Annotated in this window: 25 protein-coding genes and 1 other annotated feature; of the genes, 18 read left to right on the top strand and 7 right to left on the bottom strand. The window is 64.5% G+C overall.

Going from position 1 to position 23,327, the window contains the following annotated elements; genetic code table 11:
• Positions 1 to 24 precede the first annotated feature (24 nt).
• The gene (locus C1A13_RS13445; protein WP_242970879.1) at positions 25 to 1,407 is read right to left on the bottom strand and encodes an MATE family efflux transporter; all 1,383 of its coding nucleotides are present in this window, start codon (positions 1,405 to 1,407) and stop codon (positions 25 to 27) included.
• Between the two features lie 171 nt (positions 1,408 to 1,578).
• On the opposite strand from C1A13_RS13445, the gene C1A13_RS13440 reads away from it, so the two are divergent.
• From C1A13_RS13440 to C1A13_RS13430, 3 genes are read left to right on the top strand one after another with little or no spacing between them, the layout of a single operon-like run.
• Positions 1,579 to 1,995 carry a secondary thiamine-phosphate synthase enzyme YjbQ gene (locus C1A13_RS13440; RefSeq protein ID WP_101552846.1) on the top strand — a complete coding sequence of 139 codons (417 nt, stop codon included), beginning with the start codon at positions 1,579 to 1,581 and terminating at the stop codon, positions 1,993 to 1,995.
• A 4-nt stretch (positions 1,996 to 1,999) separates the two neighbouring features.
• Positions 2,000 to 2,749, top strand: coding sequence for a nitroreductase family protein (locus tag C1A13_RS13435; protein ID WP_101552844.1), 750 nt, complete (start codon positions 2,000 to 2,002; stop codon positions 2,747 to 2,749).
• Entirely contained in the window at positions 2,739 to 3,128 is a 390-nt protein-coding gene (locus tag C1A13_RS13430; protein ID WP_101552842.1) for a secondary thiamine-phosphate synthase enzyme YjbQ, read from the top strand. The genes C1A13_RS13435 and C1A13_RS13430 overlap by 11 nt, the downstream gene beginning before the upstream one ends.
• Before the next feature lie 63 nt (positions 3,129 to 3,191).
• On the opposite strand, the gene C1A13_RS13425 is transcribed toward C1A13_RS13430, so the two are convergent.
• Complete coding sequence (locus C1A13_RS13425; RefSeq protein WP_101552840.1) at positions 3,192 to 3,452, bottom strand: sporulation transcriptional regulator SpoIIID; 261 nt, start codon at positions 3,450 to 3,452, stop codon at positions 3,192 to 3,194.
• 32 nt (positions 3,453 to 3,484) lie between these two features.
• Positions 3,485 to 3,703, bottom strand: coding sequence for a hypothetical protein (locus C1A13_RS14690; RefSeq protein ID WP_146021732.1), 219 nt, complete (start codon positions 3,701 to 3,703; stop codon positions 3,485 to 3,487).
• A gap of 148 nt (positions 3,704 to 3,851) precedes the next feature.
• Here C1A13_RS14690 and C1A13_RS13420 point away from each other — a divergent pair, with 148 nt between their 5' ends.
• From C1A13_RS13420 to C1A13_RS13395, 6 genes are all read left to right on the top strand, one after another.
• Complete coding sequence (locus tag C1A13_RS13420; RefSeq protein WP_101552838.1) at positions 3,852 to 5,246, top strand: ABC transporter substrate-binding protein; 1,395 nt, start codon at positions 3,852 to 3,854, stop codon at positions 5,244 to 5,246.
• An 89-nt stretch (positions 5,247 to 5,335) separates the two neighbouring features.
• The gene (locus tag C1A13_RS13415) at positions 5,336 to 6,181 is read left to right on the top strand and encodes a carbohydrate ABC transporter permease (RefSeq protein ID WP_101552836.1); all 846 of its coding nucleotides are present in this window, start codon (positions 5,336 to 5,338) and stop codon (positions 6,179 to 6,181) included.
• Positions 6,181 to 7,038, top strand: coding sequence for a carbohydrate ABC transporter permease (locus tag C1A13_RS13410; protein WP_101552834.1), 858 nt, complete (start codon positions 6,181 to 6,183; stop codon positions 7,036 to 7,038). Before C1A13_RS13415 ends, C1A13_RS13410 begins: the two co-directional genes overlap by 1 nt.
• A gap of 42 nt (positions 7,039 to 7,080) precedes the next feature.
• A complete protein-coding gene (locus tag C1A13_RS13405; protein ID WP_101552831.1) occupies positions 7,081 to 8,085 on the top strand; it encodes a LacI family DNA-binding transcriptional regulator in 1,005 nt (334 codons plus the stop codon).
• A gap of 61 nt (positions 8,086 to 8,146) precedes the next feature.
• Positions 8,147 to 9,622: a 4-alpha-glucanotransferase gene (gene malQ / locus C1A13_RS13400; RefSeq protein ID WP_101553289.1), complete on the top strand. Its 1,476-nt coding sequence runs from the start codon at positions 8,147 to 8,149 to the stop codon at positions 9,620 to 9,622.
• Between the two features lie 13 nt (positions 9,623 to 9,635).
• Positions 9,636 to 11,969: a glycogen/starch/alpha-glucan phosphorylase gene (locus tag C1A13_RS13395; RefSeq protein ID WP_101552829.1), complete on the top strand. Its 2,334-nt coding sequence runs from the start codon at positions 9,636 to 9,638 to the stop codon at positions 11,967 to 11,969.
• A 253-nt stretch (positions 11,970 to 12,222) separates the two neighbouring features.
• Here the strand turns inward: C1A13_RS13395 and C1A13_RS13390 are convergent, their stop codons facing one another.
• Complete coding sequence (locus tag C1A13_RS13390; RefSeq protein WP_101552826.1) at positions 12,223 to 13,500, bottom strand: adenylosuccinate synthase; 1,278 nt, start codon at positions 13,498 to 13,500, stop codon at positions 12,223 to 12,225.
• Between the two features lie 154 nt (positions 13,501 to 13,654).
• Here C1A13_RS13390 and spoVAC point away from each other — a divergent pair, with 154 nt between their 5' ends.
• The 6 genes from spoVAC to C1A13_RS13360 all read left to right on the top strand — a co-directional run bounded on the left by spoVAC (position 13,655) and on the right by C1A13_RS13360 (position 18,631).
• On the top strand, positions 13,655 to 14,098 hold the full coding sequence (gene spoVAC / locus C1A13_RS13385) for a stage V sporulation protein AC (RefSeq protein ID WP_101552825.1): 444 nt from the start codon (positions 13,655 to 13,657) through the stop codon (positions 14,096 to 14,098).
• An 11-nt stretch (positions 14,099 to 14,109) separates the two neighbouring features.
• Positions 14,110 to 15,138, top strand: a complete 1,029-nt coding sequence (spoVAD, locus tag C1A13_RS13380) for a stage V sporulation protein AD (RefSeq protein ID WP_101552823.1) — start codon at positions 14,110 to 14,112, stop codon at positions 15,136 to 15,138.
• A gap of 11 nt (positions 15,139 to 15,149) precedes the next feature.
• The gene (gene spoVAE / locus C1A13_RS13375) at positions 15,150 to 15,506 is read left to right on the top strand and encodes a stage V sporulation protein AE (protein WP_101553288.1); all 357 of its coding nucleotides are present in this window, start codon (positions 15,150 to 15,152) and stop codon (positions 15,504 to 15,506) included.
• A 145-nt stretch (positions 15,507 to 15,651) separates the two neighbouring features.
• Positions 15,652 to 16,902: a DUF1311 domain-containing protein gene (locus C1A13_RS13370; protein ID WP_101552821.1), complete on the top strand. Its 1,251-nt coding sequence runs from the start codon at positions 15,652 to 15,654 to the stop codon at positions 16,900 to 16,902.
• Positions 16,903 to 16,985: 83 nt separating this feature from the next.
• Entirely contained in the window at positions 16,986 to 18,152 is a 1,167-nt protein-coding gene (locus C1A13_RS13365; RefSeq protein WP_101552819.1) for a DUF6070 family protein, read from the top strand.
• Positions 18,153 to 18,166: 14 nt separating this feature from the next.
• The gene (locus C1A13_RS13360) at positions 18,167 to 18,631 is read left to right on the top strand and encodes a cupin domain-containing protein (protein ID WP_101552816.1); all 465 of its coding nucleotides are present in this window, start codon (positions 18,167 to 18,169) and stop codon (positions 18,629 to 18,631) included.
• 56 nt (positions 18,632 to 18,687) lie between these two features.
• Here the strand turns inward: C1A13_RS13360 and C1A13_RS13355 are convergent, their stop codons facing one another.
• The 3 genes from C1A13_RS13355 to C1A13_RS13345 form a co-directional block, all read right to left on the bottom strand.
• Positions 18,688 to 19,572, bottom strand: a complete 885-nt coding sequence (locus C1A13_RS13355) for a MetQ/NlpA family ABC transporter substrate-binding protein (RefSeq protein WP_101552814.1) — start codon at positions 19,570 to 19,572, stop codon at positions 18,688 to 18,690.
• Between the two features lie 83 nt (positions 19,573 to 19,655).
• Positions 19,656 to 20,324 (bottom strand): methionine ABC transporter permease, encoded by a 669-nt coding sequence (locus C1A13_RS13350; protein WP_101552812.1) that lies wholly within the window; start codon positions 20,322 to 20,324, stop codon positions 19,656 to 19,658.
• Positions 20,321 to 21,067 (bottom strand): methionine ABC transporter ATP-binding protein, encoded by a 747-nt coding sequence (locus C1A13_RS13345; RefSeq protein WP_101552811.1) that lies wholly within the window; start codon positions 21,065 to 21,067, stop codon positions 20,321 to 20,323. Before C1A13_RS13345 ends, C1A13_RS13350 begins: the two co-directional genes overlap by 4 nt.
• A gap of 120 nt (positions 21,068 to 21,187) precedes the next feature.
• Here C1A13_RS13345 and mscL point away from each other — a divergent pair, with 120 nt between their 5' ends.
• From mscL to C1A13_RS13330, 3 genes are all read left to right on the top strand, one after another.
• Positions 21,188 to 21,613, top strand: a complete 426-nt coding sequence (gene mscL, locus C1A13_RS13340) for a large-conductance mechanosensitive channel protein MscL (protein ID WP_101552810.1) — start codon at positions 21,188 to 21,190, stop codon at positions 21,611 to 21,613.
• Between the two features lie 113 nt (positions 21,614 to 21,726).
• Positions 21,727 to 21,974, bottom strand: a binding site (T-box leader).
• A gap of 176 nt (positions 21,975 to 22,150) precedes the next feature.
• Positions 22,151 to 22,639, top strand: a complete 489-nt coding sequence (locus tag C1A13_RS13335; RefSeq protein ID WP_101552809.1) for a prolyl-tRNA synthetase associated domain-containing protein — start codon at positions 22,151 to 22,153, stop codon at positions 22,637 to 22,639.
• 11 nt (positions 22,640 to 22,650) lie between these two features.
• On the top strand, positions 22,651 to 23,259 hold the full coding sequence (locus C1A13_RS13330; RefSeq protein WP_101552808.1) for an HAD family hydrolase: 609 nt from the start codon (positions 22,651 to 22,653) through the stop codon (positions 23,257 to 23,259).
• The last annotated feature ends 68 nt before the right edge of the window (positions 23,260 to 23,327 follow it).

Genomic DNA, 23,327 nt, shown 5'->3' with positions numbered 1-23,327 from the left:
ACCGGCGGGCCGTTTTGATGGCGTTTACTGCTCCTGCGGAGGAGTTTCCGGGGCGCCGTTCAGCAGCCGGCGGCACTTCCAGGCGAAGAGCGCGCAGCAGGTGAGTGCGGCGGTGATGTCGGCGATCGGCTCGGCGATGATGACGCCGGTCGTCTGCGGGGTGATGAAATGCGGCAGGATCAGCACGAGCGGAATCAGCAGAATCAGCTTGCGCAGCATGGCGATGAAGATGGAGACCTTCGCCTGGCCGAGCGCGATGAACACCTGCTGGAAGGACATCTGGAAGCCGAAGACCACCATGCCGAGGAAGAAGATGCGCATCAGCCGGGAGGTGAGGGCGATGACGGCGGGGTCGCCGGTAAAGATGCGGATGGGCAGCTGCGGGAAAAAGACCATAATGATCCACAGCAGCATCCCGAAGGTCACGCAGAAGGCGGTCATGTACTTGATCGCCTGCTTGACGCGCCCGTGGTTCCCCGCGCCGTAGTTAAAGCTGATGATCGGCTGGGAGCCCTGCGCGAGGCCCATGATGGGCATCATAAAGAACTGCATGACGCTGCTCATGATGACCATCGCGCCGACGTAGGCGTCGCCGCCGTAATTCTGGAGCGAGGAATTGAAGGTGACCTGCACAAGGCTTTCGGTGCTCTGCATGATGAAGGGGGAAAGCCCGAGCGCCAGCACCGGTCCCGCGACCTTGGGGCTCACGCGGAAGTTGCGCGCCCGCAAACGCAGGTTGGAGCGCTTGGAGGAGATGAACAGGAGCACCCACACCGCGGAGACCGTCTGGGAGAGGATGGTGGCGAGCGCCGCGCCCCGCACGCCCATATCCAGCGCGAAGATGAAGATGGGGTCGAGGACGATGTTGAGCGCCGCGCCGATGCAGACGGTGAGCATGGCGGTCTTGGCAAAGCCCTGCGCCGAGACGAACTGATTCATCCCCAGCGCGATCTGCACGCTGATCGTGCCGATCAGGTAGATCTCCAGGTAGCTGTCCGCGTAGGGCAGCGTGTCGGGGCTCGCGCCGAAGAGGTTCAGGAGCGGCGTCTTGAAGATCATCAGCACCACGGTCAGCAGGACCGCGACGCCCACGAGCATGGTAAAGCAGTTGCCCATCAGCTCCTCCGCCTTGTCGCGCCTGCCCTCGCCCATCTTGATCGAGGCGAGCGGCGCGCCGCCGTACCCGACCAGCGCCGCGAACGCCGAAATGACCATGATGATCGGGAACGCCAGCCCCACGCCGGTCAGCGCGACCGTGCCGTTCCCGGGCATCCGCCCGATGTACATCCGGTCGACCACGTTGTAGAGCGCGTTGATCACCTGCGCCGCGATCGCCGGCGCGGAAAGCGATAAGATCAGTTTTGGAATGTTTTCATTGGCAAATCGGTAGTCCATATCCTGCTTCATGGCGGACTCCCACTCCCCCTCTGTCGTTCATATTTAAAAGACCATCATAGCGCAAGAATATGAACAAACTGTGTCCTCACTGTGGCCGGGATTGTGAACAAAAGATGACCGGATGCGACGTTGTACCGGCCGGGGACGCGTGTTATAATAAATGCAAAGGGGGCGCTGCCGATGAAATCCTACCGCAAGGAGCTGCATTTCCGCCTGCCCGCCCGGCGCGGGCTCGTCAACATCACGCCGCAGGTTGAGGAGGCGCTGCGGGAGAGCGGGATCAAAGAGGGCCTGCTGCTCGCAAACGCGATGAACATCACGGCAAGCGTCTTCATCAACGACGATGAAAGCGGGCTGCACCACGACTATGAGGTGTGGCTGGAAAAGCTCGCGCCCGAAAAGCCCTACGCCCAGTACCGCCACAACGGCTGCGAGGACAACGCCGACGCGCACCTCAAGCGGACGGTCATGGGCCGGGAAACGGTCGTGGCCGTGACGGACGGCAGGCTCGATTTCGGGACGTGGGAACAGATCTTCTATTTTGAATTCGACGGCAAACGCGACAAGCGGGTGCTGATCAAGATCATCGGGGAGTGAGGATATGACCGACCTGGAGGCCGTCGAGCGGCGGATTTCCCGCCGCAGCTATCTGGAGACGCCGCTGGAGCCCTTTACCTCGGGCGCGCTGCTCACGCTGGTGGGGGAATACAACCGGCGCGCCGGGCTGCGCGTCGAGCTTGTCCGGGAGGGCGCGGAGGCGTTCCGGGGCTTTCGCCGCAGCTACGGCATGTTTTCGGGCGTGAACAGCTATTTCGCGATGGCGGGCAGGCGCGCGGACCTCTGCCTGCGGGAGAAGGTGGGCTACTGGGGGGAGAAGCTCGTCCTGGAGGCCACCAGGCTCGGGCTCGGCACCTGCTGGGTGGGCGGCACCTTCGACCGGGCGGCCTGCCCCTGCCGCCTGCTCCCCGACGAGGAGCTCGTCTGCGTGATTACGGTCGGGCACGTGTCCGCGGAGCTTGGCGGGAAGGAGCGGTTCATCTACCGGATGGTCCACCGCTCGACCAAGCCGCTGGAGGCGCTCTACGACGCGGGCGGGGAGACGCCGCCCGACTGGTTCGCGGCGGGGATGCGCGCCGTCCGGCGCGCGCCCTCCGCCCTCAACCGGCAGCCGGTCCGCTTTGTCTGGCGGGACGGCGCGGTCAGCGCGTCGGTCCCCGACTACGCCTCCCAGGCGGTCGACCTCGGCATCGCGAAGCTGCATTTCGAGATCGGCGCGGGCGGCGGAAGCTGGAAGCCGGGCAGCGGCGGCGCGTACCTGCGCGGAGGGGAGGCGGGGACGGATGCTCTGTGAATACACGCTCCAGACGGGGCGGCAGGGCTTTTACAACGTGACCGCGCGGGTGTGCGAGGCGGTCGAGGCCTGCGGCGTCACCGACGGGGCCTGCCTCGTCTACTGCCCGCACACGACCGCGGGAATCACCGTCAACGAGAACAGCGATCCCGATGTCGTGTCCGACATGCTGCTCGGGCTTGAGCGGGCCTACCCCGACCGGCCGGAGTTTCGCCACGCGGAGGGCAACTCCGCCGCCCATCTCAGGGCGAGCGCGGTGGGCCCGGGGGTGCTGCTCCCGGTCGAAAACGGGCGGCCGGTGCTCGGCGTGTGGCAGGCGGTCTACTTCTGCGAGTTCGACGGCCCGCGCACCCGGCGGTTCTACGTGAAACTGCTCTGAAAAAAGAACACGGCCCGCCGCGGATGCAGCTGCATCCGCGGCGGGCCTTTCGTTTGCGTTTGATCAGGCGTGGGTTTTGAGGCGCGCGTATTTCTCCCGGGTGGCGATGCCGCCGCGGATGTGGCGCTCCGACTTGTTGCGGTCGAGCACCTCCTTGACCTGCGCGTATACCAGCGGGTTGATCTTTTTGAGCCGGTCGGTTACGTCCTTATGTACCGTCGATTTCGATATATGAAATTCCTTGGCGGTAGCCCGTACGGTGGTATTGTTGTCAATGATATAGTGGGCGAACGTGATCGCGCGCTCCTCCGGCAAACCTTTCAAAGCGAAACCTCCCCTGCGTTCTGTCTACTAATCTATATGCGGCTGTATTTTGTAAAAGAACGCGGGCGTGCGGCGAAAAAGCCGCGTTTTTCCGGGGCAGGCTGCATGAAAATTTGCTTTTCGATCAATAATTCCTTCGGCATGGCGTAAAATAATCCACAGGCGCCGCGCTGACGCGCGCGGCCGGCGGGGAAATTGTGCACGTCACCTAAAAGGGGCCGGATATGTTTAGGTATCCTGCTATTTTTCATCAAATGCTCTTGCACTTTTTTTCCAGAGAGGATATATTGAAAGCGTCAACTGGAAACGTTTCCGGTAGCGTTACCGGAAACGTTTCGGCAAACATTTGCAGCCTATGGTTTGATCCGTACACACAACCGATAACAGGAGGAAACCAGAATGAAAAAATTATTGGCACTGATCCTTGCGATTGCGATGCTCGCCACGCTGGCGGCCTGCGGCTCCACCGGCGGCACCGGCACGCCGAGCACCCCCGCGGCCGACCCCAGCGGCACGACCTCGGGCGACCAGGCCACCCAGCCTGCCGCGGGCGGCGAGCTCTACTACCTCAACTTCAAGCCCGAGATCGCCCCGGTCTATGACGAGATCGCCGCGGCCTACGAGGCGGAGACGGGCGTCAAGCTGCACGTCGTGACCGCCGCGTCGGGCACCTACGAGCAGACCCTCAAATCCGAGATCGCCAAGGCGGACGCCCCCGTCCTCTTCCAGATCAACGGCCCCAAGGGCTACGCCAACTGGAAGGACTACTGCGCCGACCTCTCGGGCACCGAGCTCTACCAGCACCTGACCGACAAGGGCCTGGCCATCACCGACGGCGACAAGGTCGTCGGCATCCCCTACGTGGTCGAGGGCTACGGCATCATCTACAACAACGCGATCATGGAGAAGTATTTTGCCCTCGACGGCGCGAAGGCCAAGTCGATGGATGAGATCCGCAGCTTCCAGAAGCTCAAGGAGGTCGTCGAGGACATGACCGCCAAGAAGGACCAGCTCGGCATCAAGGGCGTCTTCGCCTCCACCTCCCTCAAGCCCGGCGAGGACTGGCGCTGGCAGACCCACCTGGCCAACCTGCCGGTCCACTATGAGTTCGAGGCCAACAACGTCGACCTCTCGACCGACGCCACCAAGGAGATCACCTTCCAGTACGGCGACAACTACAAGAACATCTTCGACCTCTATCTGAACAACTCGACCGTCGATCCCAAGCTGCTCGGCAGCAAGCAGGTCGCCGACTCGATGGCGGAATTCGCGCTCGGACAGTGCGCGATGGTCCAGAACGGCAACTGGGCGTGGAGCCAGATCGCCGAGGTCGAGGGCAACACCGTCAAGGAGGAGGACATCAAGTTTATGCCGATCTATATCGGCGTGGACGGCGAGGAGTCCCAGGGAATCTGCGTCGGCACCGAAAACTTCTTTGCAATCAACAGCCAGGCTCCCGCCGAAAAGCAGAAGCTGGCAGCCGACTTCATCTACTGGCTCTATTCCTCCGACACGGGCAAGGATTTCGTCACCAACAAGCTCGGCTTTATCGCCCCGTTCGACACCTTTGCCGAGGATGAGCGCCCGACCGACCCGCTCGCCAGGGAAGTCAGCGCCTGGATGAGCAAGGAGGGCGTCTCCTCCGTGCCGTGGAGCGCGTTCCTCGTCTTCCCGAGCCAGACCTTTAAGGACGACTTCGGCGCCGCGCTGCTCCAGTACGCGCAGGGCACCAAGACGTGGGACGACGTCAAGACGCTGGTCGTCGACGAGTGGAAGGCTGAAAGCAACCTGTAACAGCGGGCGCTGTCCCATCCGCTGATCTTCCCGCCGTCCCGCACCCCGCGGTGCGGGACGGCATTTGTTATCCGACAGGAGGGGATGTCATGTCAAAAACGCTGAGAAAGTATTTCGCCTTCTTCGCGCTGCCGACGTTCATCGCGTTCGCCATCTCGTTTCTCATCCCGTTCGTGATGGGCGTCTACCTCTCGTTTACCGAGTTTACAACGGTGACCAACACCCAGTGGGTGGGGCTTGCCAACTACGTCAAGGCGTTTACCGGCAGCAGAGACTTCCTCAACGCCCTGTGGTTCACCGTGAAATTCACCGTCGTCTCGGTGATCACCATCAACCTGCTCTCCTTCGCGCTCGCCATGCTGCTCACCCGCGCGATGAAGGGCACCAACCTCTTCCGCACCGTCTTTTTCATGCCCAACCTCATCGGCGGCATCGTGCTCGGCTATATCTGGCAGATCATCATCAACGGCTTTCTGCTCCGCTTCGGGGTGGACATCACCTTCTCGGCCAAATACGGCTTCTGGGGGCTGGTCGTGCTGATGAACTGGCAGCTTGTGGGCTATATGATGGTCATCTACATCGCGGGCATCCAGAATATTTCGGGCGAGCTCACCGAGGCGGCGGCCATCGACGGCGCGTCTGGCTGGCAGTCGCTCATCCACGTCACGATCCCCAACGTGATGCCCTCGATCACCATCTGCACCTTCCTCACCCTCACCAACTCCTTCAAGCTCTTTGACCAGAACTTCGCCCTCACCGGCGGCGCGCCGGCCAAGGAGACCCAGATGCTCGCGCTCGACATCTATAATACCTTCTACGGGCGCGTCGGCTTCGAGGGGGTCGGCCAGGCCAAGGCGACCGTCTTCTTCATCGTCGTCGGCGTGATCGCCTTTACCCAGCTCATGCTCACCCGCCGGAAGGAGGTCGAGAACTGATGGCAGTCAAACGCAGGTTCGCAAACGCGGCCATCTTCATCCTGCTGCTCATCCTCGCGCTGCTGGTGCTCGCGCCCATCCTGGTCGTGCTGATGAACTCCTTCAAGGGGCAGTTCTTCATCTCCGACGCGCCCTTCAAGCTCCCGACCCTCACCGAGACCGCCGACGGCCCAGCCACCTTTGTGGGATTCAAAAACTACCTGAGCGGCATCGAGAAGGCGGGCTTCCTCTCGGCGTTCGGCTACTCCCTCTTCATTACCGTCTTTTCGGTGGGGGCGATCATCCTCTTCACCGCGATGACCGCCTGGTACATCATCCGCTCGAAGGGGAAGTTTTCCGGCGCGCTCTATTACCTCTTCGTCTTCAGCATGATCGTCCCCTTCCAGATGGTCATGTTCCCGATGTCCAAGGTCGCCAACATGCTCCACCTCGATAACCCCGTGGGCATCATCGTCATCTACCTCGGTTTCGGCGCGGGGCTTTCGGTCTTCATGTTCAGCGGCTTCGTCAAATCGATCCCGCTCGAAATCGAGGAGGCCGCGATGATCGACGGCTGCAACCCCATCCAGACCTTCTTCCTCGTGGTCTTCCCCATCCTCCGGCCCACCGCGATCACCGTCGCGATCCTCAACGCCATGTGGATCTGGAACGACTACCTGCTGCCCTACCTCGTCATCGGCAACAAGTACCGCACCATCCCCATCGCGGTCCAGTATCTGCAGGGCGGCTACGGCTCCCGCGACATGGGCGCGCTGATGGCGGTGCTCGTGCTGTCGATCATCCCGATCATCATCTTCTATCTCATCTGCCAAAAATATATCATCAAGGGCGTTGTCGCGGGCGCGGTAAAGGGGTAGAATAGGAATCAGCGAAACGACGTGTGAAGGGAGGCCGGCGACGTGACGATCAAGGACATTGCCAGGGAATCGGGGTACGCGGTGAGCACCGTCTCCCGCGCGCTCAACGACCACCCCGACGTCAGCGCCGAAACCAAGGCGCGCATCCAGGCGGTCATCGACGCGCATGGCTTTATCCCCAACAACAACGCCAAGCACCTCAAGCAGACGGCCACCAAGAGCATCGCGATTGTCGTGAAGGGCACCTCCAACATGCTCTTCGCCCCCATCGTCGAGCGGATGCAGGACCTCATCAAATCCGCGGGCTACACCGACGTGGTCTACTACCTCGACGAGGACTCGGACGAGGTGCGCCACGCGCTGCTCCTCTGCCGGGAGCAGAAGCCCCTGGGGCTCCTTTTCCTCGGCGGGAACCTCTCCTATTTCCGCGAGAACTTCAGCCGCATCCGCGTCCCCAGCGTGCTCGTCACCAACCCGGGCGGGGCGCTCGGCTTTCCGAACCTGTCGAGCGTGTCGACCGACGACGCGGCCGCGGCGGGCCGCGCGGTCGATTACCTGATCGACCGCGGGCACACGAAGATCGGCGTGATCGGCGGAGACGTCGGGCGCTCCTATACGAGCCAGCTCCGCCTCGAGGGGTGCCTGCGCAGCTTCGCGGCGCGCGGGGTCTCCTTCGAGCCGGAAAAGCAGTACGAGAAAGCGCGCTTCGCCTACGCGAGCGCCTACCGCGCGATGGGCCGGCTGCTCGACCGGGCGCCCGGGCTCACCGCCGTCTTCGCGATGAGCGACGTGATGGCCGTGGGCGCCGTCCGCGCCCTCCGCGACCGGGGGCTTGAGGTCCCGCGCGACCTTTCGGTCGTCGGGTTCGACGGCGTGGAGCTGGCGGAATACTACAATCCCAAGCTCGCCACCGTCAAGCAGTCGCAGGAGCGGCTGGCGGTGCGCGGCGTGGAGATCCTCATCAACAGCATCGAGAACGGCGGCGACGCCGTCCACGAGACCGCCCCCTTCGAGCTCATCGAGGGGGAGAGCGTCCGGACGCTCTGACCGGGCGAAAGCAATCCACCAAACGGAGGCGGAACGATTGAACATCCGAAAACAAAAGCCCATGCGCCGCGGCGCGGGCGTCCTGCTGCCGGTGACGAGCCTGCCCTCCCCATACGGGATCGGCACCTTCGGCCGCGCGGCCTACGCGTTCGTCGACTTTCTGCGCGACGCCGGCCAGCGCTACTGGCAGGTGCTGCCGCTCGGGCCGACCAGCTATGGCGACAGCCCCTACCAGAGCTTTTCCGCCTTCGCGGGCAACCCCTATTTCATCGACCTCGACCTGCTCGAGCGGGAGGGGCTGCTGACCGGGGCGGAGATCTCCGCCTGCGGCTGGGGGGACGACCCCGCCGCGGTCGACTACGCCAGGATCTACAGGCACCGCTTCACCGTGCTGCACGCCGCCTTCCGGCGCAGCCGCCACGCGGATACCCCCGCCTACCGGGAGTTCTGCGCGGAAAACGCCGTCTGGCTGGAGGACTACAGCCTCTATATGGCGGTCAAGATGCACTTCGGCGGGCACGAGTGGCTCCGGTGGCCGGAGGACATCCGCATGCGGGAGCCGGAGGCCCTCGCGCGCTGCGCGCGGGAGCTCGCGGAGGAAATCGACTTCTGGAAGTTCTGCCAGTTCAAGTTCTTCGAGCAGTGGCGGGCGCTCAAATCCTACGCCAACGGGCTCGGCGTCGAGATCATCGGGGACATTCCCATCTATGTCGCGCTCGACAGCGCCGACGTGTGGGCGCATCCCGAGCAGTTCCAGCTCGACGGGCAGCGCCGCCCCAGCAGGGTGGCGGGAGTGCCGCCCGACATGTTTTCCTCCGACGGCCAGCTGTGGGGCAACCCGCTCTACGACTGGGAGCGGATGGCGCGGGAGGACTACGCCTGGTGGAAGCTGCGGATGAAGTTCTCCTCCGAGCTCTACGACGTCGTGCGCATCGACCACTTCGTGGGCATCGCCCACTACTATTCGATCCCCGCCGGGGACGACACCGCCAAAAACGGCGTGTGGGTCGACGGACCGGGCGAGGGGCTTATCGCGGCGATCTCCGGCGTCATGGGGGGCAAGCGGGTCATCGCCGAGGACCTGGGCATCGTCATCCCCGAGGTCGGCCGCATGCTCAAACGGAGCGGCTACCCCGGCATGAAGCTCATGCAGTTCGGGTTCGATTCCGGCCCGGACAACGAATACCTCCCCTGCCATTACGACAAAAACGTCGTCGTCTACGGCGGCACCCACGACAACGAGACGCTGGCGGGCTTTTTCGCCCACCAGCCGCGCGGGGTGCTGCGGTTCGCGCGCGCCTACCTGGGCGTGCGCACCAGCCGGGAGATCCCGTGGGCGCTCATCCGCGCGGGCTACGCAAGCAGCGCGGACACCGCCGTCTTCCAGATGCAGGACCTGCTCGGGCTCGGTAACGAGGCCCGCATGAACACCCCCTCGACGATCGGGGAAAACTGGCGCTGGCGGCTCGCCGAGGGACAGCTCACGTCCGGGACCGCGCGCAAACTCCGGGAGCTCGCCGAGCTCTACGGGCGATAACAGGAGGAACCGTATGGACCGTTTTGAAGAAAAGATCGGCGAGCTTCTGCGGCTCGACTTCGGCGTGACGCCGGACAGGGCGGACGCGAAGCAGCTTTACACGGCGGTGTCGCAGGCCGCGATGGATTCCCTGCGCGACGGCTGGAAAAAGCCCGCGGGCAAAAAGCGCGCCTGCTATTTTTCGGCCGAGTTTCTGATGGGGCGGCTGGTGAACAGCAACCTCATGAACCTCGGCCTGCTCGAGGAAGCGGACCGCTGCCTGAAGGCGCACGGCAGGAGCGTGGCCGACTTCGAGCAGATCGAGGACGACGCGCTCGGCAACGGCGGACTGGGCAGGCTCGCGGCCTGCTTCCTCGATTCCGCCGCGACCCACGGCATCCCGCTCGACGGCTACGGCATCCGCTACCGCTACGGGCTCTTCCGCCAGTATTTCGAGGACGGCTTCCAGCGGGAGCGCGCCGACGACTGGCTGCGCTTCGGCGACCCGTGGAGCGTGCGCCGGGAGGAGGACGCGGTCGAGGTGCGCTTCGCCGACCAGACGGTGCGCGCCGTGCCCTACGACATGCCGGTGATCGGCTACGGCGGAAAGACGATCAACACCCTGCGCCTCTGGCAGTCGGAACCCCTCTCCGCCTTCGATTTCGACCTCTTCAACCGCCAGGAGTACGACCGCGCGGTCGCCGAAAAGAACCGTGCCGAGGAGATCTCCTACGTCCTCTACCCCAACGACGACACCGACGCGGGCAAGCGCCTGCGCTTGAAGCAGCAGTATTTCTTCTCCTCCGCGTCGCTTCAGAGCATCCTGCGGGAGTATCTCGGGCGGCACGGGGAGGATTTCTCCGCCTTCGCGGACGAATACGCCGTCCAGCTCAACGACACCCACCCCACCGTATCGATCCCCGAGCTGCTCCGCCTGCTGATGGAGGAGCACGGCCTCTGCTACGACGAGGCGTTCTCCATCGCGCAGCGGGTCTTCGCCTACACCAATCACACGATCATGGCCGAGGCGCTCGAAAAATGGGACGTGGGGCTTTTCCTCTCGGTCATCCCCGAGGTCTACCCCTATGTCGTCATGCTGCAAAACGGCCTCAAGCAGGCCCTCCACAACAAGGGGATCAACGGCGCGGACCAGATCCCCTACTACCTCGTCGACGACGGCCGGATCCACATGGCCCGCATGGCGATCTTCGCCGCCCATTCGACCAACGGCGTCGCGCGCATCCACACCGAGATTCTGAAGGAGACGGCGCTTCGGGAGTGGTACGCCGTCTGGCCCGAGCGGTTCAACAACAAGACGAACGGCATCACCCAGCGCCGCTGGCTCGCGCTCTGCAACCCCGAGCTGTCCGGATTCATCACCGAGCGGATCGGGGACGGCTGGGTCACCGAGCTCGACGAGCTCAAAAAGCTCGCGCCCTATGCGGACGACGAGCGCGCCCGCGAGCGGTTCCTCGCAATCAAGCGGGAGAAAAAATGCCAGCTCGCCGCATATGTGAAGGCGCGCGAGGGGGTGGAGCTGAACCCGGATTTTCTCTTCGACATCCAGGTCAAGCGGCTGCACGAGTATAAGCGCCAGCTCCTCAATGCGTTCTCCATCCTGGACATCTACTTCGCCCTCAAGGACGGGCGGCTCACCGATTTCTATCCGACCGTCTTCCTCTTCGGCGCGAAGGCCGCGCCCGGCTACTACCGCGCCAAGGGGATCATCAAGTATCTGAACGAGATCGCGAAGCGGGTGAACGACGACCCGGACATGAAGGGCCGCATGCAGGTGGTCTTTGTGCAGAACTACGATGTCTCCTACGCCGAAAAGCTCATCCCCGCCGCCGACGTCTCCGAGCAGATCTCCACCGCCGGCACCGAGGCGAGCGGCACCAGCAACATGAAGTTCATGCTGAACGGCGCCGTCACCCTCGGCACCCTCGACGGCGCGAACATCGAGATCGTCGAACAGGCGGGCGCGGAAAACAACTTCATCTTCGGCGCGACCGTCGATGAGATCGCTTCCGCCGCGTCCACCTACGACCCGAAGGCGCTCTGCCGCGACAACCCCCGCGTCAGGCGGGTGGTGGACACCCTCGTGGACGGTACCTTCTCGGACGGCGGCACCGGCATGTTCCGCGAGCTCTACGACTCGCTCATGACCGGCGCGAGCTGGCACCGCCCCGACCAGTATTACCTGCTGCTCGACTTCGAGAGCTACTGCGACGCCAAGCTGCGCGTCAACCGCGCCTACCGCGACCGCGCTTCCTTCGCCGGCAAATGCCTCCTCAACACCGCCAACGCCGGCAAATTCTCCTCCGACCGCACCATCTGCGAATACGCGCGGGAGATTTGGGGCGTTTGAGTTCGGGGGAAACGGAAAAGAAAAGGTCGCCCGCAAGGGCGGCTTTCTTTTTTGCCGCTTTTGAAAAAGCGGCGCAAAACGTTTGACGCAGGCAAAACGCCGCCCATCGGCGCAGGCGCCTCCCGTGAGGCGGGGCCACGGGACGCGGCCGCGGGAAGAATCCGCGGAGGGCCTGAACCAAAAGTTCTTTGTCCGCTTTCTTTCAAGAAAGCGGGAAAAGGAAAAGCCGCCCTTGCGGGCGGCCTTTCTTTTTTTACGCCCTCTCGAGGTTCTGTGAGCGGGCGGGGCCGACGCCCACCATTTTGATGGGGCATTCGCACAGGCGCTCGAGCTCGGCGATGTAGCGCTTGCAGGAGGCGGGCAGCTCGTCGAAGGAGCGGCAGCCGGAGAGGTCGCCGTCGAAGCCCTCGAGCTCCTCGTAGACGGGCAGGCACTCGGCGAGCTCGTCGATCGTGGGCGGGAAGTCGCGGATGACGGTGCCGTCCGCCTTCCTGTAGGCGGTGCAGACCTTGAGCGGCCCCATGCCCGAGAGGGTGTCAATCTTGTTGATGGCGAGCGCGGTCAGGCCGTTGACGCGGACCGAATGGCGCATGATGACCGCGTCGAACCAGCCGCAGCGGCGGGGTCGTCCGGTGACGGTGCCGAACTCATGCCCGCGGTTGCGCAGCTCGTCGCCGGTCGCGTCGAGCAGCTCGGTGGGGAAGGGACCCGCGCCCACGCGGGTGGTGTACGCCTTGGCCGCGCCGACGACCTCGTCGATGAGGGTGGGGCCGACGCCGCTGCCGACGCAGACGCCCCCCGAGACGGGGTGGGAGCTGGTGACAAAGGGGTAGGTGCCGAAATCGATGTCGAGCAGGGTGCCCTGCGCGCCCTCGAAGAGCACCTCCTTGTTTTCCCGGACCGCGTTGTAGGCGAGCACCGACACGTCCGCGACATACTGCCGCAGGCGGTCGCCGTAAGCGGTATACTCTTCGATGACCGCGTCGAGGTCGAGCGGTTCGGCGCGGTAGAAGTCGGTGAGCAGGCGGTTTTTGATTTCGCCCGCGAGCCGCGCCTTTTCCGCGAACACCTCCGGGTGCACGAGGTCGTAGATGCGGATTCCCGAACGCTCCGCCTTGTCCATATAGCAGGGGCCGATGCCCTTGTTGGTGGTGCCGATCATCGCGCTGCCGCGCATTTTTTCGCTCAGTCCGTCGAGCAGCAGGTGCCAGGGCATGATGACGTGGGCGCGCGGGTCGATGCGCAGGTTTTTGCAGGAGACGCCGCGCGCCTCCAGCCCGTCGATCTCCCCGAGGATGCCCTTGGGGTTGATGACCACGCCGCTGCCCAGCAGGCAGAGGGTATCCGGATAGAGGATGCCCGAGGGGATGAGCTGCAATTTATAGACCTCGCCGCCGTTCTCCACCGTGTGCCCGGCGTTGTTGCCCCCCTGCGAGCGCACCACGACATCGGCGCGCGAGGCGAGAATATCGATGATTTTTCCCTTGCCCTCGTCGCCCCACTGGACGCCGACAACCACTCTAGCTGGCATCGAAAAGCCCCCATCCTAATATTTTCCAGAAAAAGGATTCTGTTAGACCACTGGTTAGTATAGCAAATTTCGCGCGGAAATGCAATTGCCGCATAAAATTTTGTTTGGTGCAAAAGCTAACTGCGAGATTCTTTGTGAAATGAGGGATTTTTTCATGAAAATGACGCCCGAAGAATACGGCAGGATGGCGAAAAAGGCTTCCCCCGGCTCGCCCTTTCCCAAAAACTGCCTCCTGGCGTTTTTAATCGGCGGGCTGATCTGCACGCTGGGGCAGGTCTGCATCGAGCTCTACCAATACGCGGGGCTGGAGCAGGAGGTCGCCTCGACCGCCGCGTCGGTGACGCTGGTGTTTTTGGCGGTGCTGCTCTCCGGCTTCGGCGTATATGACAACATCGCCAAATATGCCGGCGCGGGCACCCTCGTGCCGATCACCGGCTTTGCGAACGCGGTCGCCTCGCCGGCGCTCGAATTCAAAAGCGAGGGCCTCGTGCTGGGGCTGGGCGCCAAGATGTTCATCATCGCGGGCCCGGTCATCGTCTACGGCACCGCGGCAAGCGTCGTCTACGGCCTGATCATCTACCTGTTCAGGTTATATTAGGAGGGTGTCACATGGCTAAACGCAAGGGAAAATACACGGTGGTCTTCGACGATCCGCCGGGCGTGCGGGAGTCGGCGGCCGTCGGCTCCAAGAAGGAGTCCGAGGGCCCGCTCGCGCAGGCGTTCGACGTGATCAACGAGGACAGCTATTTCGGGGAGAAGACGTGGGAAAAGGCGGAGAGCCGCATGCAGGAGACGGCGATCAACAAGGCGCTTGAAAAGGCGCAGCTCTCCTCGGCGGACATCGACTGCATCTTCGCAGGCGACCTGCTCAATCAGTGCGTCGGCTCCACCTACGGCATCCGCGCGCTGGGCATGCCCTTCATCGGACTGTTCGGCGCCTGCTCGACGATGGCCGAAAGCCTCGCCGTCTCCTCCGTCTTCCTCGAGGCGGGCGCGGTCACGCGGGCGGTCGCCTGCACCTCGTCCCACTTCTGCTCGGCGGAACGGCAGTTCCGCCTGCCGCTCGAATACGGCGGCCAGCGCACCCCCACCGCCCAGTGGACGGCGACCGCCGCCGGCGCCGCCGTCCTGGAAAAGGGCGAGGTCGGGCCGTTCGTCCGGGCCGTGACGATCGGCACGATCGAGGACCTCGGCATCACCGACGCGAACAACATGGGCGCGGCCATGGCTCCCGCCGCCGCCATGACCCTCAAGCACTTCTTTGAGGACACGGGGACCAACCCCTCCAACTACGACCTAATCATCACGGGGGACCTCGGCAAGGTGGGCACCGACCTGCTGCGCGAGCTGACGCTCAAGGACGGCTACGACCTCGAGCACCACCACACCGACTGCGGCCTGATGCTCTACGACCTCGAAAAGCAGGACGTGCACGCGGGCGCGAGCGGCTGCGGATGCAGCGCTTCGGTCATGTGCGGACACATCCTGCCGCTCATCCGCAGGGGAACCCTGAACGAGATCCTGTTCGTCGCGACGGGCGCGCTCATGAGCCCCACCGTCGTGCAGCAGGGGGAGAGCATCGCGTCGATCGCGCACCTCGTCTACCTCTCCTCCAAAAAGACGGGAGGGCGCGTGTAATGGAACTGTTTATGACCCTGCTCAAGGCGTTTCTGGTGGGCGGCGTCCTCTGCGCCATCGGCCAGATCTTCATCGACTACACCAAGCTGACCCCCGCGCGCATCCTCACCGGATATGTGGTCGCGGGCGTGGTGCTCGGCGGAATCGGACTCTATCCCAAGCTGATCGAGTTCGCGGGCGCGGGCGCCTCTGTGCCGCTGCTCGGCTTCGGAAGCCTGCTCGCCAAGGGCGTCAAAAAGGCCATCCAGGCCGACGGGCTGCTCGGCGTGCTGACCGGCGGCCTCACCTCGGCCGCCGCGGGCATCACCGCCGCGCTCTTCTTCTCGCTCATCGTCGCACTGATCTTCAAGCCCAAGGACAAGGGCTGACAAAGGCGCGCCGCAAATTTTGCGGCGCGCCTTTTTGCGGCTTTTGTCCCGGGCCCGCGCGGCGCCGGAAAACGGGTTGCGCTCTTCGTCGAAGGGAGATAGAATAGAGGCGGAGGATCCACGCGGATGGATGGGAGGGACGAACATGAAGCGGATCGGAATCCTGATCGCCTGCCTGCTGGCGCTCGCCTGCTGCGCGCCCGCCCCGGCTGAAACCGTCCCGGCCGCCGGGGAAGGCGCGGCGGCGGACCCGTGGGAGATTCCCGCGGACAACCCGATCGACGCGGCGATCCCGGTCCCCCGGGCGGACGGGGATAACGGACCGGAACTCCTCGCGGCGCGGCTCCGGCTGGCGGACGCGTGGCGCGGCGAGATGGTCCACGCCTACCGAACCCTGCGGGAGCTGCTGCCGGACGACCGGGCCGGGGCGCTGATGGAGGCGCAGTATGGGTTTGAAGCCTACCTGCCCGGGGCGGTGGAGGTCTACGCCGCGGTGTACGACCCGCAGCGAGAACCCGGCGAATCCGCGGCGGCCGCCGGCTACGAGGCGGAGCTCTGCCGGCGGCGTGTGGCGGAGCTGGCCGCGCAGGTCCAACGGCTGACGGGCGCGCCCTACGCGTTCCGTTACCCCGGGACGGAGAAGACCGTTTTGAACGCGCGGGGCCTGCCCATGACCTATACGCGGGAGGACTTCGCCCTCGTCCGGGAGACCAACGACGCGTTGGACCCGGCCGGGCTGGCCCAGAGCCTCAAAAGCTATTACTGGACCGAGGGGGACCGGGGCTTTCTGGGGATTGACGAGACGGCCGGGCGGCTCGAAAATTATTTGGAGATCGTGCTGCGGGAACAGCGGGACCCGGAGAAGGGAATCCCCGGGCTGACGGACGAGGTGGTCTACCGGGCGGCGGTGTCCAACGCGCCGGACATCTACCCGTTTGCATTCGCGCCGTTTCTCGAGATGATCCCGGGCGGCTCCACCCGCTTTTCCAAGGAGCGCATCACGCAGACCGCCAAGCTCCTCTTCGGCTGGGATTGCGAGATCGATTTTGAAAACCTGGGCGACACGGGGAGATACCCCTTCCATCCCTATTTCGGCGTGGCGACGCTGGAGGGTGGCCTCGTCAAGACGGGGACGACCCCGGTGGTGACGGCGTATGAGGCCGGAGAGGGGTTCTACGAGGCCGACGTCGTTTTCCTGCACTGGGACACGATGGGGGCGGCGGACTATGTCTATAACGATGGGAAAAAACTCGTCGAGCTGACCGAGGAGGAGGCGAGGGAGGCCTGCCGCGGGCTGCTGCCCGTATACCGGGTCCGCGTGAAGCGGGAGCCCTACGACGGCAATCTCCGCAACGAGAGGCTCTATTTCGTTTCCCTGCTCGGGAAGGACGCCTGACCGCCCGGACGCCGCGGGACAGGCGGGGCGGTGGCAATGCGGCCGCCGTTGTGGTAGAATCAGAGACAGAGGGGGGACGCCTGATGAAACGGGATTTTATGGCGCTGCTGTGCGGGCTGCTCGCCTGCGCGGCGCTGCTTGCGGGCTGCGCGGGCCGGGAGGCGCGGGAGACGGAGCCGGCGCCCGGCGCGGGATCCGGCGAGGCGGCTTCGGAGGAGCCCGCCGAGCGCGGGGAACCCGCGGAACCGTCCGACGGACCGGCGGAAGCGCTTTTGGCGGAGATCGGGGCGGTACGGGACGTGATCCGGCCGATCGCGGCGCAGGTGGAGTCGCCCAACGGCTACGCCGAGCCGACCGGCGGGCAGTACCGCGGGATGGTGGACGCGGCGGCGGCGCTCGGCGTGCCGGCGGTATACGAGGATTTCGACATGGAAAACGGGGAGCTGGCCGTCTCCTTCTGCGAGGCCGCCGAAGCCGGGCGGGACGGGACGCTCACCATCTACCGGCTCATCGGCTCCATGCTGAACGCGGAGACCTTCCGCAGCGAGGGCGGGACCGTGACCCTCACATCCTCCTACTGGGAATACGGCATGGGGACGGACGCCCCGATCACCTCCGAGCCCGCGCGGGCGCTCGACCAGTTCGAGCTCCAGCCGGGCGGGCACCTCGTCTACAGGCTCGAGGAATACCCCGATGCGCAGATGGGCTTCCGGGTGCTGCCGCTCGGGGAGGAGAACCGCGCGCTCGCCCGGAAATACGTCCTGCCGGTGTGCCACACCCGGTTCGGGGTGACCTCCGCCGACTGGGATGAGACCAACCTGTCGCCGATCCACTGGGAGTGGACCTTCGAGGGCCTTTTGACGGCGCGGACGGGCAGGACGATCATGGACGCCTATCCCGAGCCCTACACGCCGGGGACCGAATACCCCTACGCGGTGCCGGCGGAGGAGGTGGACGGAACGCTGACCGCCCATTTCCCCGTGACGGCGGAGCAGCTCCACCTTCTCTCCGCTTACGACCCGCAGCGGCAGGTGTACGCGTGGCAGGGCTTCTGGGGCGGCACCGACTTCCGCGTGCCGGAGGTGGTTTCCAAAACCGACAACCCGGACGGGAGCTTTACGCTCTTGGTCGACTTTGTCGGCATGGGCTTTTACGAGACGGGGGAGCGCTGCGAGTTGACCGTCCGCGACCGCGCGGACGGCGGCTGGGAGTATCTCTCCAACCGGCACCACCCGGCGCCTGAGGAGTGAGGAAGGGAACAGAAATGCAGCTACAAAACGTAAACCATATTGGGGAAGAATTCGTCTTGCGCAGCGCGGGGGAGCTGCGCACGTTGCTGCTCGGCGCGGCCGGGGGCGGCCGGAGACTCTACGTCAACGTCGACCGGGTACCGCCGGGCCGGTGGAGCACCAAGTACCACAGCCATTCCCGGCAGGAGGAATTCTTCCTCCTGCTGCGCGGCAGCGGAACGCTGCGGCTCGGCGGGGAGACGGTCCCGGTCGAGGCGGGAGACTTTTTTGCGAAGCCCGCGGGGATGGGGCTGGCCCACGCGTTCTACAACTCCGGGACGGAGGAGCTTGAAATTCTCGACGTCGGCACGGTGGAGGATTCGGACGTCTGCGACTACCCCGACGAGGGGGTCCGCCTTGTCAAGGCGGACGGGTCCCGCCGCTGGTTCCGTGGCGGGGAGGAGCTTACCGACTGGTCCTCCGATCCGAACGGGCCGTGACAAAAAAAGAGCCGCCCGGCGGGATTTCCCGCCGGGCGGCTTTTCTGTGGGGTTTCTCAGAACACGGGGATGACGGTGCCGCTGTACTTCTCGATGATGAAGGCGGCGACCTCGTCGCTCTCAAGGGCGGCGACCAGCTTTTTGATGTCGTCGCGGCTTTCGTCGCCGTTGCGCACGGCAATGATGTTCGCGAACTCCTGCGCGGCCTCGGAATCCTTGTCCTCGGTGGTCAGCACCGAGTCGGCGATGCCGGCGCCCACCGCGTAGTTGCCGTTGATGACCGCGAGGTCGACATCGGGCAGCACGTTCGGGAGCTGGGCGGCCTCGAGCTCCTGGAACTTGAGGTTCTTGGTGTTCTCGGTGATGTCGAGCGGGGTGGCCTCAAGGCCGGCGCCTTCGGTCAGCTTGATGTAGCCGAGCTTCTCGAGCAGCAGCAGCGCGCGCGCCTCGTTGGTGGGGTCGTTCGGGACGGCGACCGTCGCGCCGTCGGCCAGCGCGTCGAGGGACGCGGTCTTGCCGGGGTAGACGCCGAGCGGCTCAAAGTGGATCGCCGCGGCGGAGACGAGGTCGGTGCCGTTTTCGGCGTCGAAGTTTTCGAGGTAGGGGAAGTGCTGGAAGTAGTTCGCGTCGATGTCGCCCGCGTCGAGCGCCTTGTTGGGCATGACGTAGTCGGTGAACTCGACGATCTGCAGGTCGATGCCCTGCTCGGCGAGGGCCGGCTTCACCTGCTCGAGGATCTCGGCGTGGGGCGCCGGGGAAGCGCCGACCTTGAGGACGGCCAGTTCGGCGGCGGGCTCGGCGGCGTCCTCAGAGGGAGCGGCCTCGGCGGGGGCTTCGGACGAGGGGGTCCCGGCGGGGGCGGGTTCGCCGCCGCACGCGGCGAGCGAGAAGGCGAGCGTCAGCGCCAGCAGGAGCGCCAGCAGTTTCGCGAGCTTTTTCATATTCATTTCTCCTTTTCAATCAGCAAAAAAATGGGATTTATATCATACCGGGAGCGGCCGCATCCCGGTTGATCACGCAAAAGTTAACGGTTGCGCTTGTCCACCCGGCTGGCCAGGTGGTCGAAGACGATCTGGATGATGCAGACGATGATGACGAGCAGGACGATCGTGATCATCATGACGTCCGCCTGATAGCGGTGGTAGCCGTAGCGGAGCGCCACGTCGCCGAGCCCGCCGCCGCCGACCGCGCCCGCCATGGCGGAGTAGCCGATCAGCGTGATGGTGGTGATCGAGAGCCCCCGGATGAGGGAGGGAACCGCCTCGGGGATCATGACGCGGGTGATGATCTGCCAGTTGGTGGCGCCCATGCACTTGGCGGCCTCGATGACGCCGTTGTCGATCTCGGAGAGCGAGCTTTCCACGAGCCGCGCCACGAAGGGCGCCGCCGCGATGATGAGGGGCACGCAGGCCGCCGCCGGGCCGATCGCCTTGCCGACGATCAGGCGGGTGAGGGGGATGAGGGCGACCATGAGGATGACGAAGGGGAGCGAGCGCAGGATGTTGACGATCCAGCCGAACGCGGAGTTGAAGGCGCGGTTTTCCATGATGCCGCCGCGGTCGGTGACCTTGAGGAGCACCCCCATCGGCAGGCCGAAGACGTAGGCGAAGAGGGTGGCCGCCGCCACCATCAGCAGGGTGATATAGGTGTTTTCCCACAGCAGGGGGCCGTATTTTTGCAGCAGCTCGATCATTTCTTCATCACCTCGTATCCCAGCAGGAGCCTGGTCATGTCGCTCCTGGGGTTCTTGAAGATCTCGGCGGTGTCGCCCCACTCGACGAACTCGGCGGTGTCGATGACCGCGACCTTGTTGCAGATCGCCTTGACCACCGCGATCTCGTGGGTGATGATGACGATCGTGACGTTGAGCTTCTTGTTGATGTTGTGCAGCAGCTCGAGGATGTTCTTGGTGGTCAGGGAGTCGAGCGCGGAGGTCGGCTCGTCGCAGAGCAGCACCTCGGGGCTGGTGGCCAGCGCGCGGGCGATCGCCACCCGCTGCTTCTGTCCGCCCGAGAGCTGGGAGGGGTAGCTCTCCGCCTTTTCCGAGAGGCCCACCAGCTCGAGCAGCTCGTCGACGCGGGCGTTCACCCCGGCCCTGTCGGCGCGCTCGAGCGCGAGCGGGAAGGCCACGTTCTGGCGCACGGTGCGCTGCATGAGCAGGTTGTAGCCCTGGAAGACGACCCCCATCTTGCGGCGGGTGTCGATGAGCTGCTTGCCCGTGAGGGTGGCCAGGTCGACCCCGTCGAGGGTGATCGCGCCCGAGGTGGGCTTTTCGAGGGTCGAAAGGCAGCGCAGCAGGGTGGATTTTCCCGCGCCGCTCATGCCGATGATGCCGAAGATGTCCCCCCGGCCGATTTCGAGGTTGACGTCGTGCAGCGCGACGACCTCGCCCGATTTGTCGTTGAAGATTTTGGTGAGATGGCTGATCTGGATCACAAAGAACCCTCCTGTACTGTAACGCGCCGCCCGGCGAAACTGGTTGACATCCGCGGGAATTCCGATTACACTTTTCTGCGGGGGAACGCCCAATATGGAACCGAAAAAGGAAGTGCTTTTATGAAAGAGGAAAAACAGGGATTCTGGAAGGATTTCAAAGCGTTTATCGCGCGCGGCAACGTCGCGGACATGGCTGTCGGCATCGTCGTCGGCACCGCCTTCACCGCGATCGTCAACTCGCTGGTGCAGGAGGTCATCATGCCGTTCGTGGGCTGGCTGATCGGCGGCGTGAACTTCTCCGACCTGCGCATCGTGCTGGCGCCCGCTTCCGGGGAGATCCCCGAGGTGGCCATCCGCTACGGCAGCTTCTTAAACCAGATCATCAACTTTCTGATCATTTCCTTCACCGTCTTTGTGATGATCCGGCTGCTCGGCAAATTCCGCCGCAAAAAGGAGGAGGCGCCCAAGGCCCCGCCCGCGCCGCCGGCGGATGTGGTCCTGCTGACCGAGATCCGCGACCTGCTCAAGGCGCGGGAGGAAAAATGATCTCCGCCGCCCGCCGGCCCCGGCCCGCGGGCAATTTAACGTCCCGGCGGGAACAGTCCGGACGGGATTTATTGCAAAGCAATAAAAAAAGCCTCCGCCGCATGGACATCCCGTCCAAGGGCGAAAGCGCGTGCTTTCGCGGTACCACCTTGATTCGCCGCCGCCTTGCGGCGGAGGCCTCACCGGCGTCCGGCTCGATACCGACCGCCTGTCACTGTAACGGGTGAACCCGTCGCGAACTAAAAGCTTTCGCCCGCGAGACTCCAAGACCATCTTCAGCCGCTTCCGCCACGCCCCCTTTCACCTGACGGGGCTCTCTGTGGTAGCTTTCGCGGCCTACTCTTCTTTTCAGCGTCTTTCACAATTTTTATAAAAACATTTTGTAGATGCTATTATACCCATTCTTTCGACGTTCGTCAAGGGGTCGGCAAAATTTTCCCGCCGCAAATCCCCGCACGGCGGGATTTCCCCGCGGGCGGCTTGCCAGACGGGGGCGCGCCGTGCTATAAATAGGGTAGCCTGAAAGGGGGAAACGACATGACGGAACGTGAAAAGGTGTTCGCCCGGCTGGAGGAGCTGGGCGTCTCCTATGAGGTCACCGAGCACCCGGCGGTCTTTACGATCGGCGAGATGGATGCACTCGGCCTCACGGCGAAGGGGGAGGTCTGCAAAAACCTCTTCCTGCGGGACGCGAAGGGCAGGCGGCACTTTCTCGTGGTGGTGCCGGGGGAGGCGCGCGCCGACCTGCGCGCGCTTGCCGCACAGCTGGAAAGCTCCAAGCTGAGCTTCGCGTCGGCCGAGCGGCTGGAAAAATACCTCGGCCTCAAACAGGGGGAGGTCACGCCGCTCGGGGTCCTCAACGACGCGGACGCGGCGGTGGAGGTCGTCTTCGACCGGGGGCTCGAACGGTTCCCGTGTCTCGGCGTGCACCCGAACGACAACACGGCGACCGTGTGGCTGTCCCTCGCGGACATCCTGCGGGTGGTGGAAGGAAACGGAAACGAGATCCGCTGGGTGACGCTGTAAAGGAGAAGGATATGATCAGAAACATCGTCTTTGACATGGGAAACGTCCTGATGCGCTGGGACCCGGACTCCTTCCTGCGGGAGTTCTTTTCCGATGAGGAGGACTGCCGCGCGGTGGGCGCGCGGCTCTTCGGCGGGGCGGAGTGGCCCGCGCTCGACGCGGGCGCGATGGAGGAGGACGAGGCGATCGTCCGCGTGCTCCGGGACCTGCCCGAACGGCTGTGGCCGGGGACGGCGCGCCTCTTCCGGGAGTGGCACCTGCACTTCCCGCCCATCCCCGGGGTGAACGCGCTCGCGCGGGAGCTCAAGGGCAGGGGCTACCGCGTCTACCTGCTCTCCAACGCGGGCACGCGGTTCACCGCCTACCGGGAGGCGATCCCCTGCCGTGACTGCTTCGACGGGGAGGTGGTCTCCGCCTTCGTGCGGCAGGTGAAGCCGGACCCCGCGATCTACGAAACGCTGCTCACCCGGTACGGGCTTTCGGCGGCGGAGTGCTTCTTTATCGACGACATGCCCGCCAACATCGCCGCGGCGAAGGACGCCGGCATGGCGGGGTTCGTCTACGGCGGCGACGTCGACGCGCTGCGGCGCGCGCTGCGCGAGGCGGGCGTGGAGATCTAGCGGGACCGCCCGGGAACGCAAAACAGAAAAAGCCTCCCGGCGTTTCCAAGGGAAACGCCGGGAGGCTT

This window comes from Anaerotruncus massiliensis (ex Togo et al. 2026) (assembly GCF_900199635.1).
Lineage (GTDB): Bacteria > Bacillota > Clostridia > Oscillospirales > Ruminococcaceae > Anaerotruncus > Anaerotruncus massiliensis.
Note: the sequence above shows the minus strand (reverse complement) of the source record. Positions and strands in the feature narration are given on the sequence as shown.

Bases quoted from the DNA above. Each gene is read 5' to 3' on its own strand.
- C1A13_RS13445 (WP_242970879.1), bottom strand. From the start codon at position 1,407: ATGAAGCAGGATATGGACTACCGATTTGCCAATGAAAACATTCCAAAA.
- C1A13_RS13440 (WP_101552846.1), top strand. From the start codon at position 1,579: ATGAAATCCTACCGCAAGGAGCTGCATTTCCGCCTGCCCGCCCGGCGC.
- C1A13_RS13435 (WP_101552844.1), top strand. From the start codon at position 2,000: ATGACCGACCTGGAGGCCGTCGAGCGGCGGATTTCCCGCCGCAGCTAT.
- C1A13_RS13430 (WP_101552842.1), top strand. From the start codon at position 2,739: ATGCTCTGTGAATACACGCTCCAGACGGGGCGGCAGGGCTTTTACAAC.
- C1A13_RS14690 (WP_146021732.1), bottom strand. From the start codon at position 3,703: ATGAAAAATAGCAGGATACCTAAACATATCCGGCCCCTTTTAGGTGAC.
- C1A13_RS13420 (WP_101552838.1), top strand. From the start codon at position 3,852: ATGAAAAAATTATTGGCACTGATCCTTGCGATTGCGATGCTCGCCACG.
- C1A13_RS13415 (WP_101552836.1), top strand. From the start codon at position 5,336: ATGTCAAAAACGCTGAGAAAGTATTTCGCCTTCTTCGCGCTGCCGACG.
- C1A13_RS13410 (WP_101552834.1), top strand. From the start codon at position 6,181: ATGGCAGTCAAACGCAGGTTCGCAAACGCGGCCATCTTCATCCTGCTG.
- malQ (WP_101553289.1), top strand. From the start codon at position 8,147: ATGCGCCGCGGCGCGGGCGTCCTGCTGCCGGTGACGAGCCTGCCCTCC.
- C1A13_RS13395 (WP_101552829.1), top strand. From the start codon at position 9,636: ATGGACCGTTTTGAAGAAAAGATCGGCGAGCTTCTGCGGCTCGACTTC.
- C1A13_RS13390 (WP_101552826.1), bottom strand. From the start codon at position 13,500: ATGCCAGCTAGAGTGGTTGTCGGCGTCCAGTGGGGCGACGAGGGCAAG.
- spoVAC (WP_101552825.1), top strand. From the start codon at position 13,655: ATGAAAATGACGCCCGAAGAATACGGCAGGATGGCGAAAAAGGCTTCC.
- spoVAD (WP_101552823.1), top strand. From the start codon at position 14,110: ATGGCTAAACGCAAGGGAAAATACACGGTGGTCTTCGACGATCCGCCG.
- spoVAE (WP_101553288.1), top strand. From the start codon at position 15,150: ATGACCCTGCTCAAGGCGTTTCTGGTGGGCGGCGTCCTCTGCGCCATC.
- C1A13_RS13370 (WP_101552821.1), top strand. From the start codon at position 15,652: ATGAAGCGGATCGGAATCCTGATCGCCTGCCTGCTGGCGCTCGCCTGC.
- C1A13_RS13365 (WP_101552819.1), top strand. From the start codon at position 16,986: ATGAAACGGGATTTTATGGCGCTGCTGTGCGGGCTGCTCGCCTGCGCG.
- C1A13_RS13360 (WP_101552816.1), top strand. From the start codon at position 18,167: ATGCAGCTACAAAACGTAAACCATATTGGGGAAGAATTCGTCTTGCGC.
- C1A13_RS13355 (WP_101552814.1), bottom strand. From the start codon at position 19,572: ATGAAAAAGCTCGCGAAACTGCTGGCGCTCCTGCTGGCGCTGACGCTC.
- C1A13_RS13350 (WP_101552812.1), bottom strand. From the start codon at position 20,324: ATGATCGAGCTGCTGCAAAAATACGGCCCCCTGCTGTGGGAAAACACC.
- mscL (WP_101552810.1), top strand. From the start codon at position 21,188: ATGAAAGAGGAAAAACAGGGATTCTGGAAGGATTTCAAAGCGTTTATC.
- C1A13_RS13335 (WP_101552809.1), top strand. From the start codon at position 22,151: ATGACGGAACGTGAAAAGGTGTTCGCCCGGCTGGAGGAGCTGGGCGTC.
- C1A13_RS13330 (WP_101552808.1), top strand. From the start codon at position 22,651: ATGATCAGAAACATCGTCTTTGACATGGGAAACGTCCTGATGCGCTGG.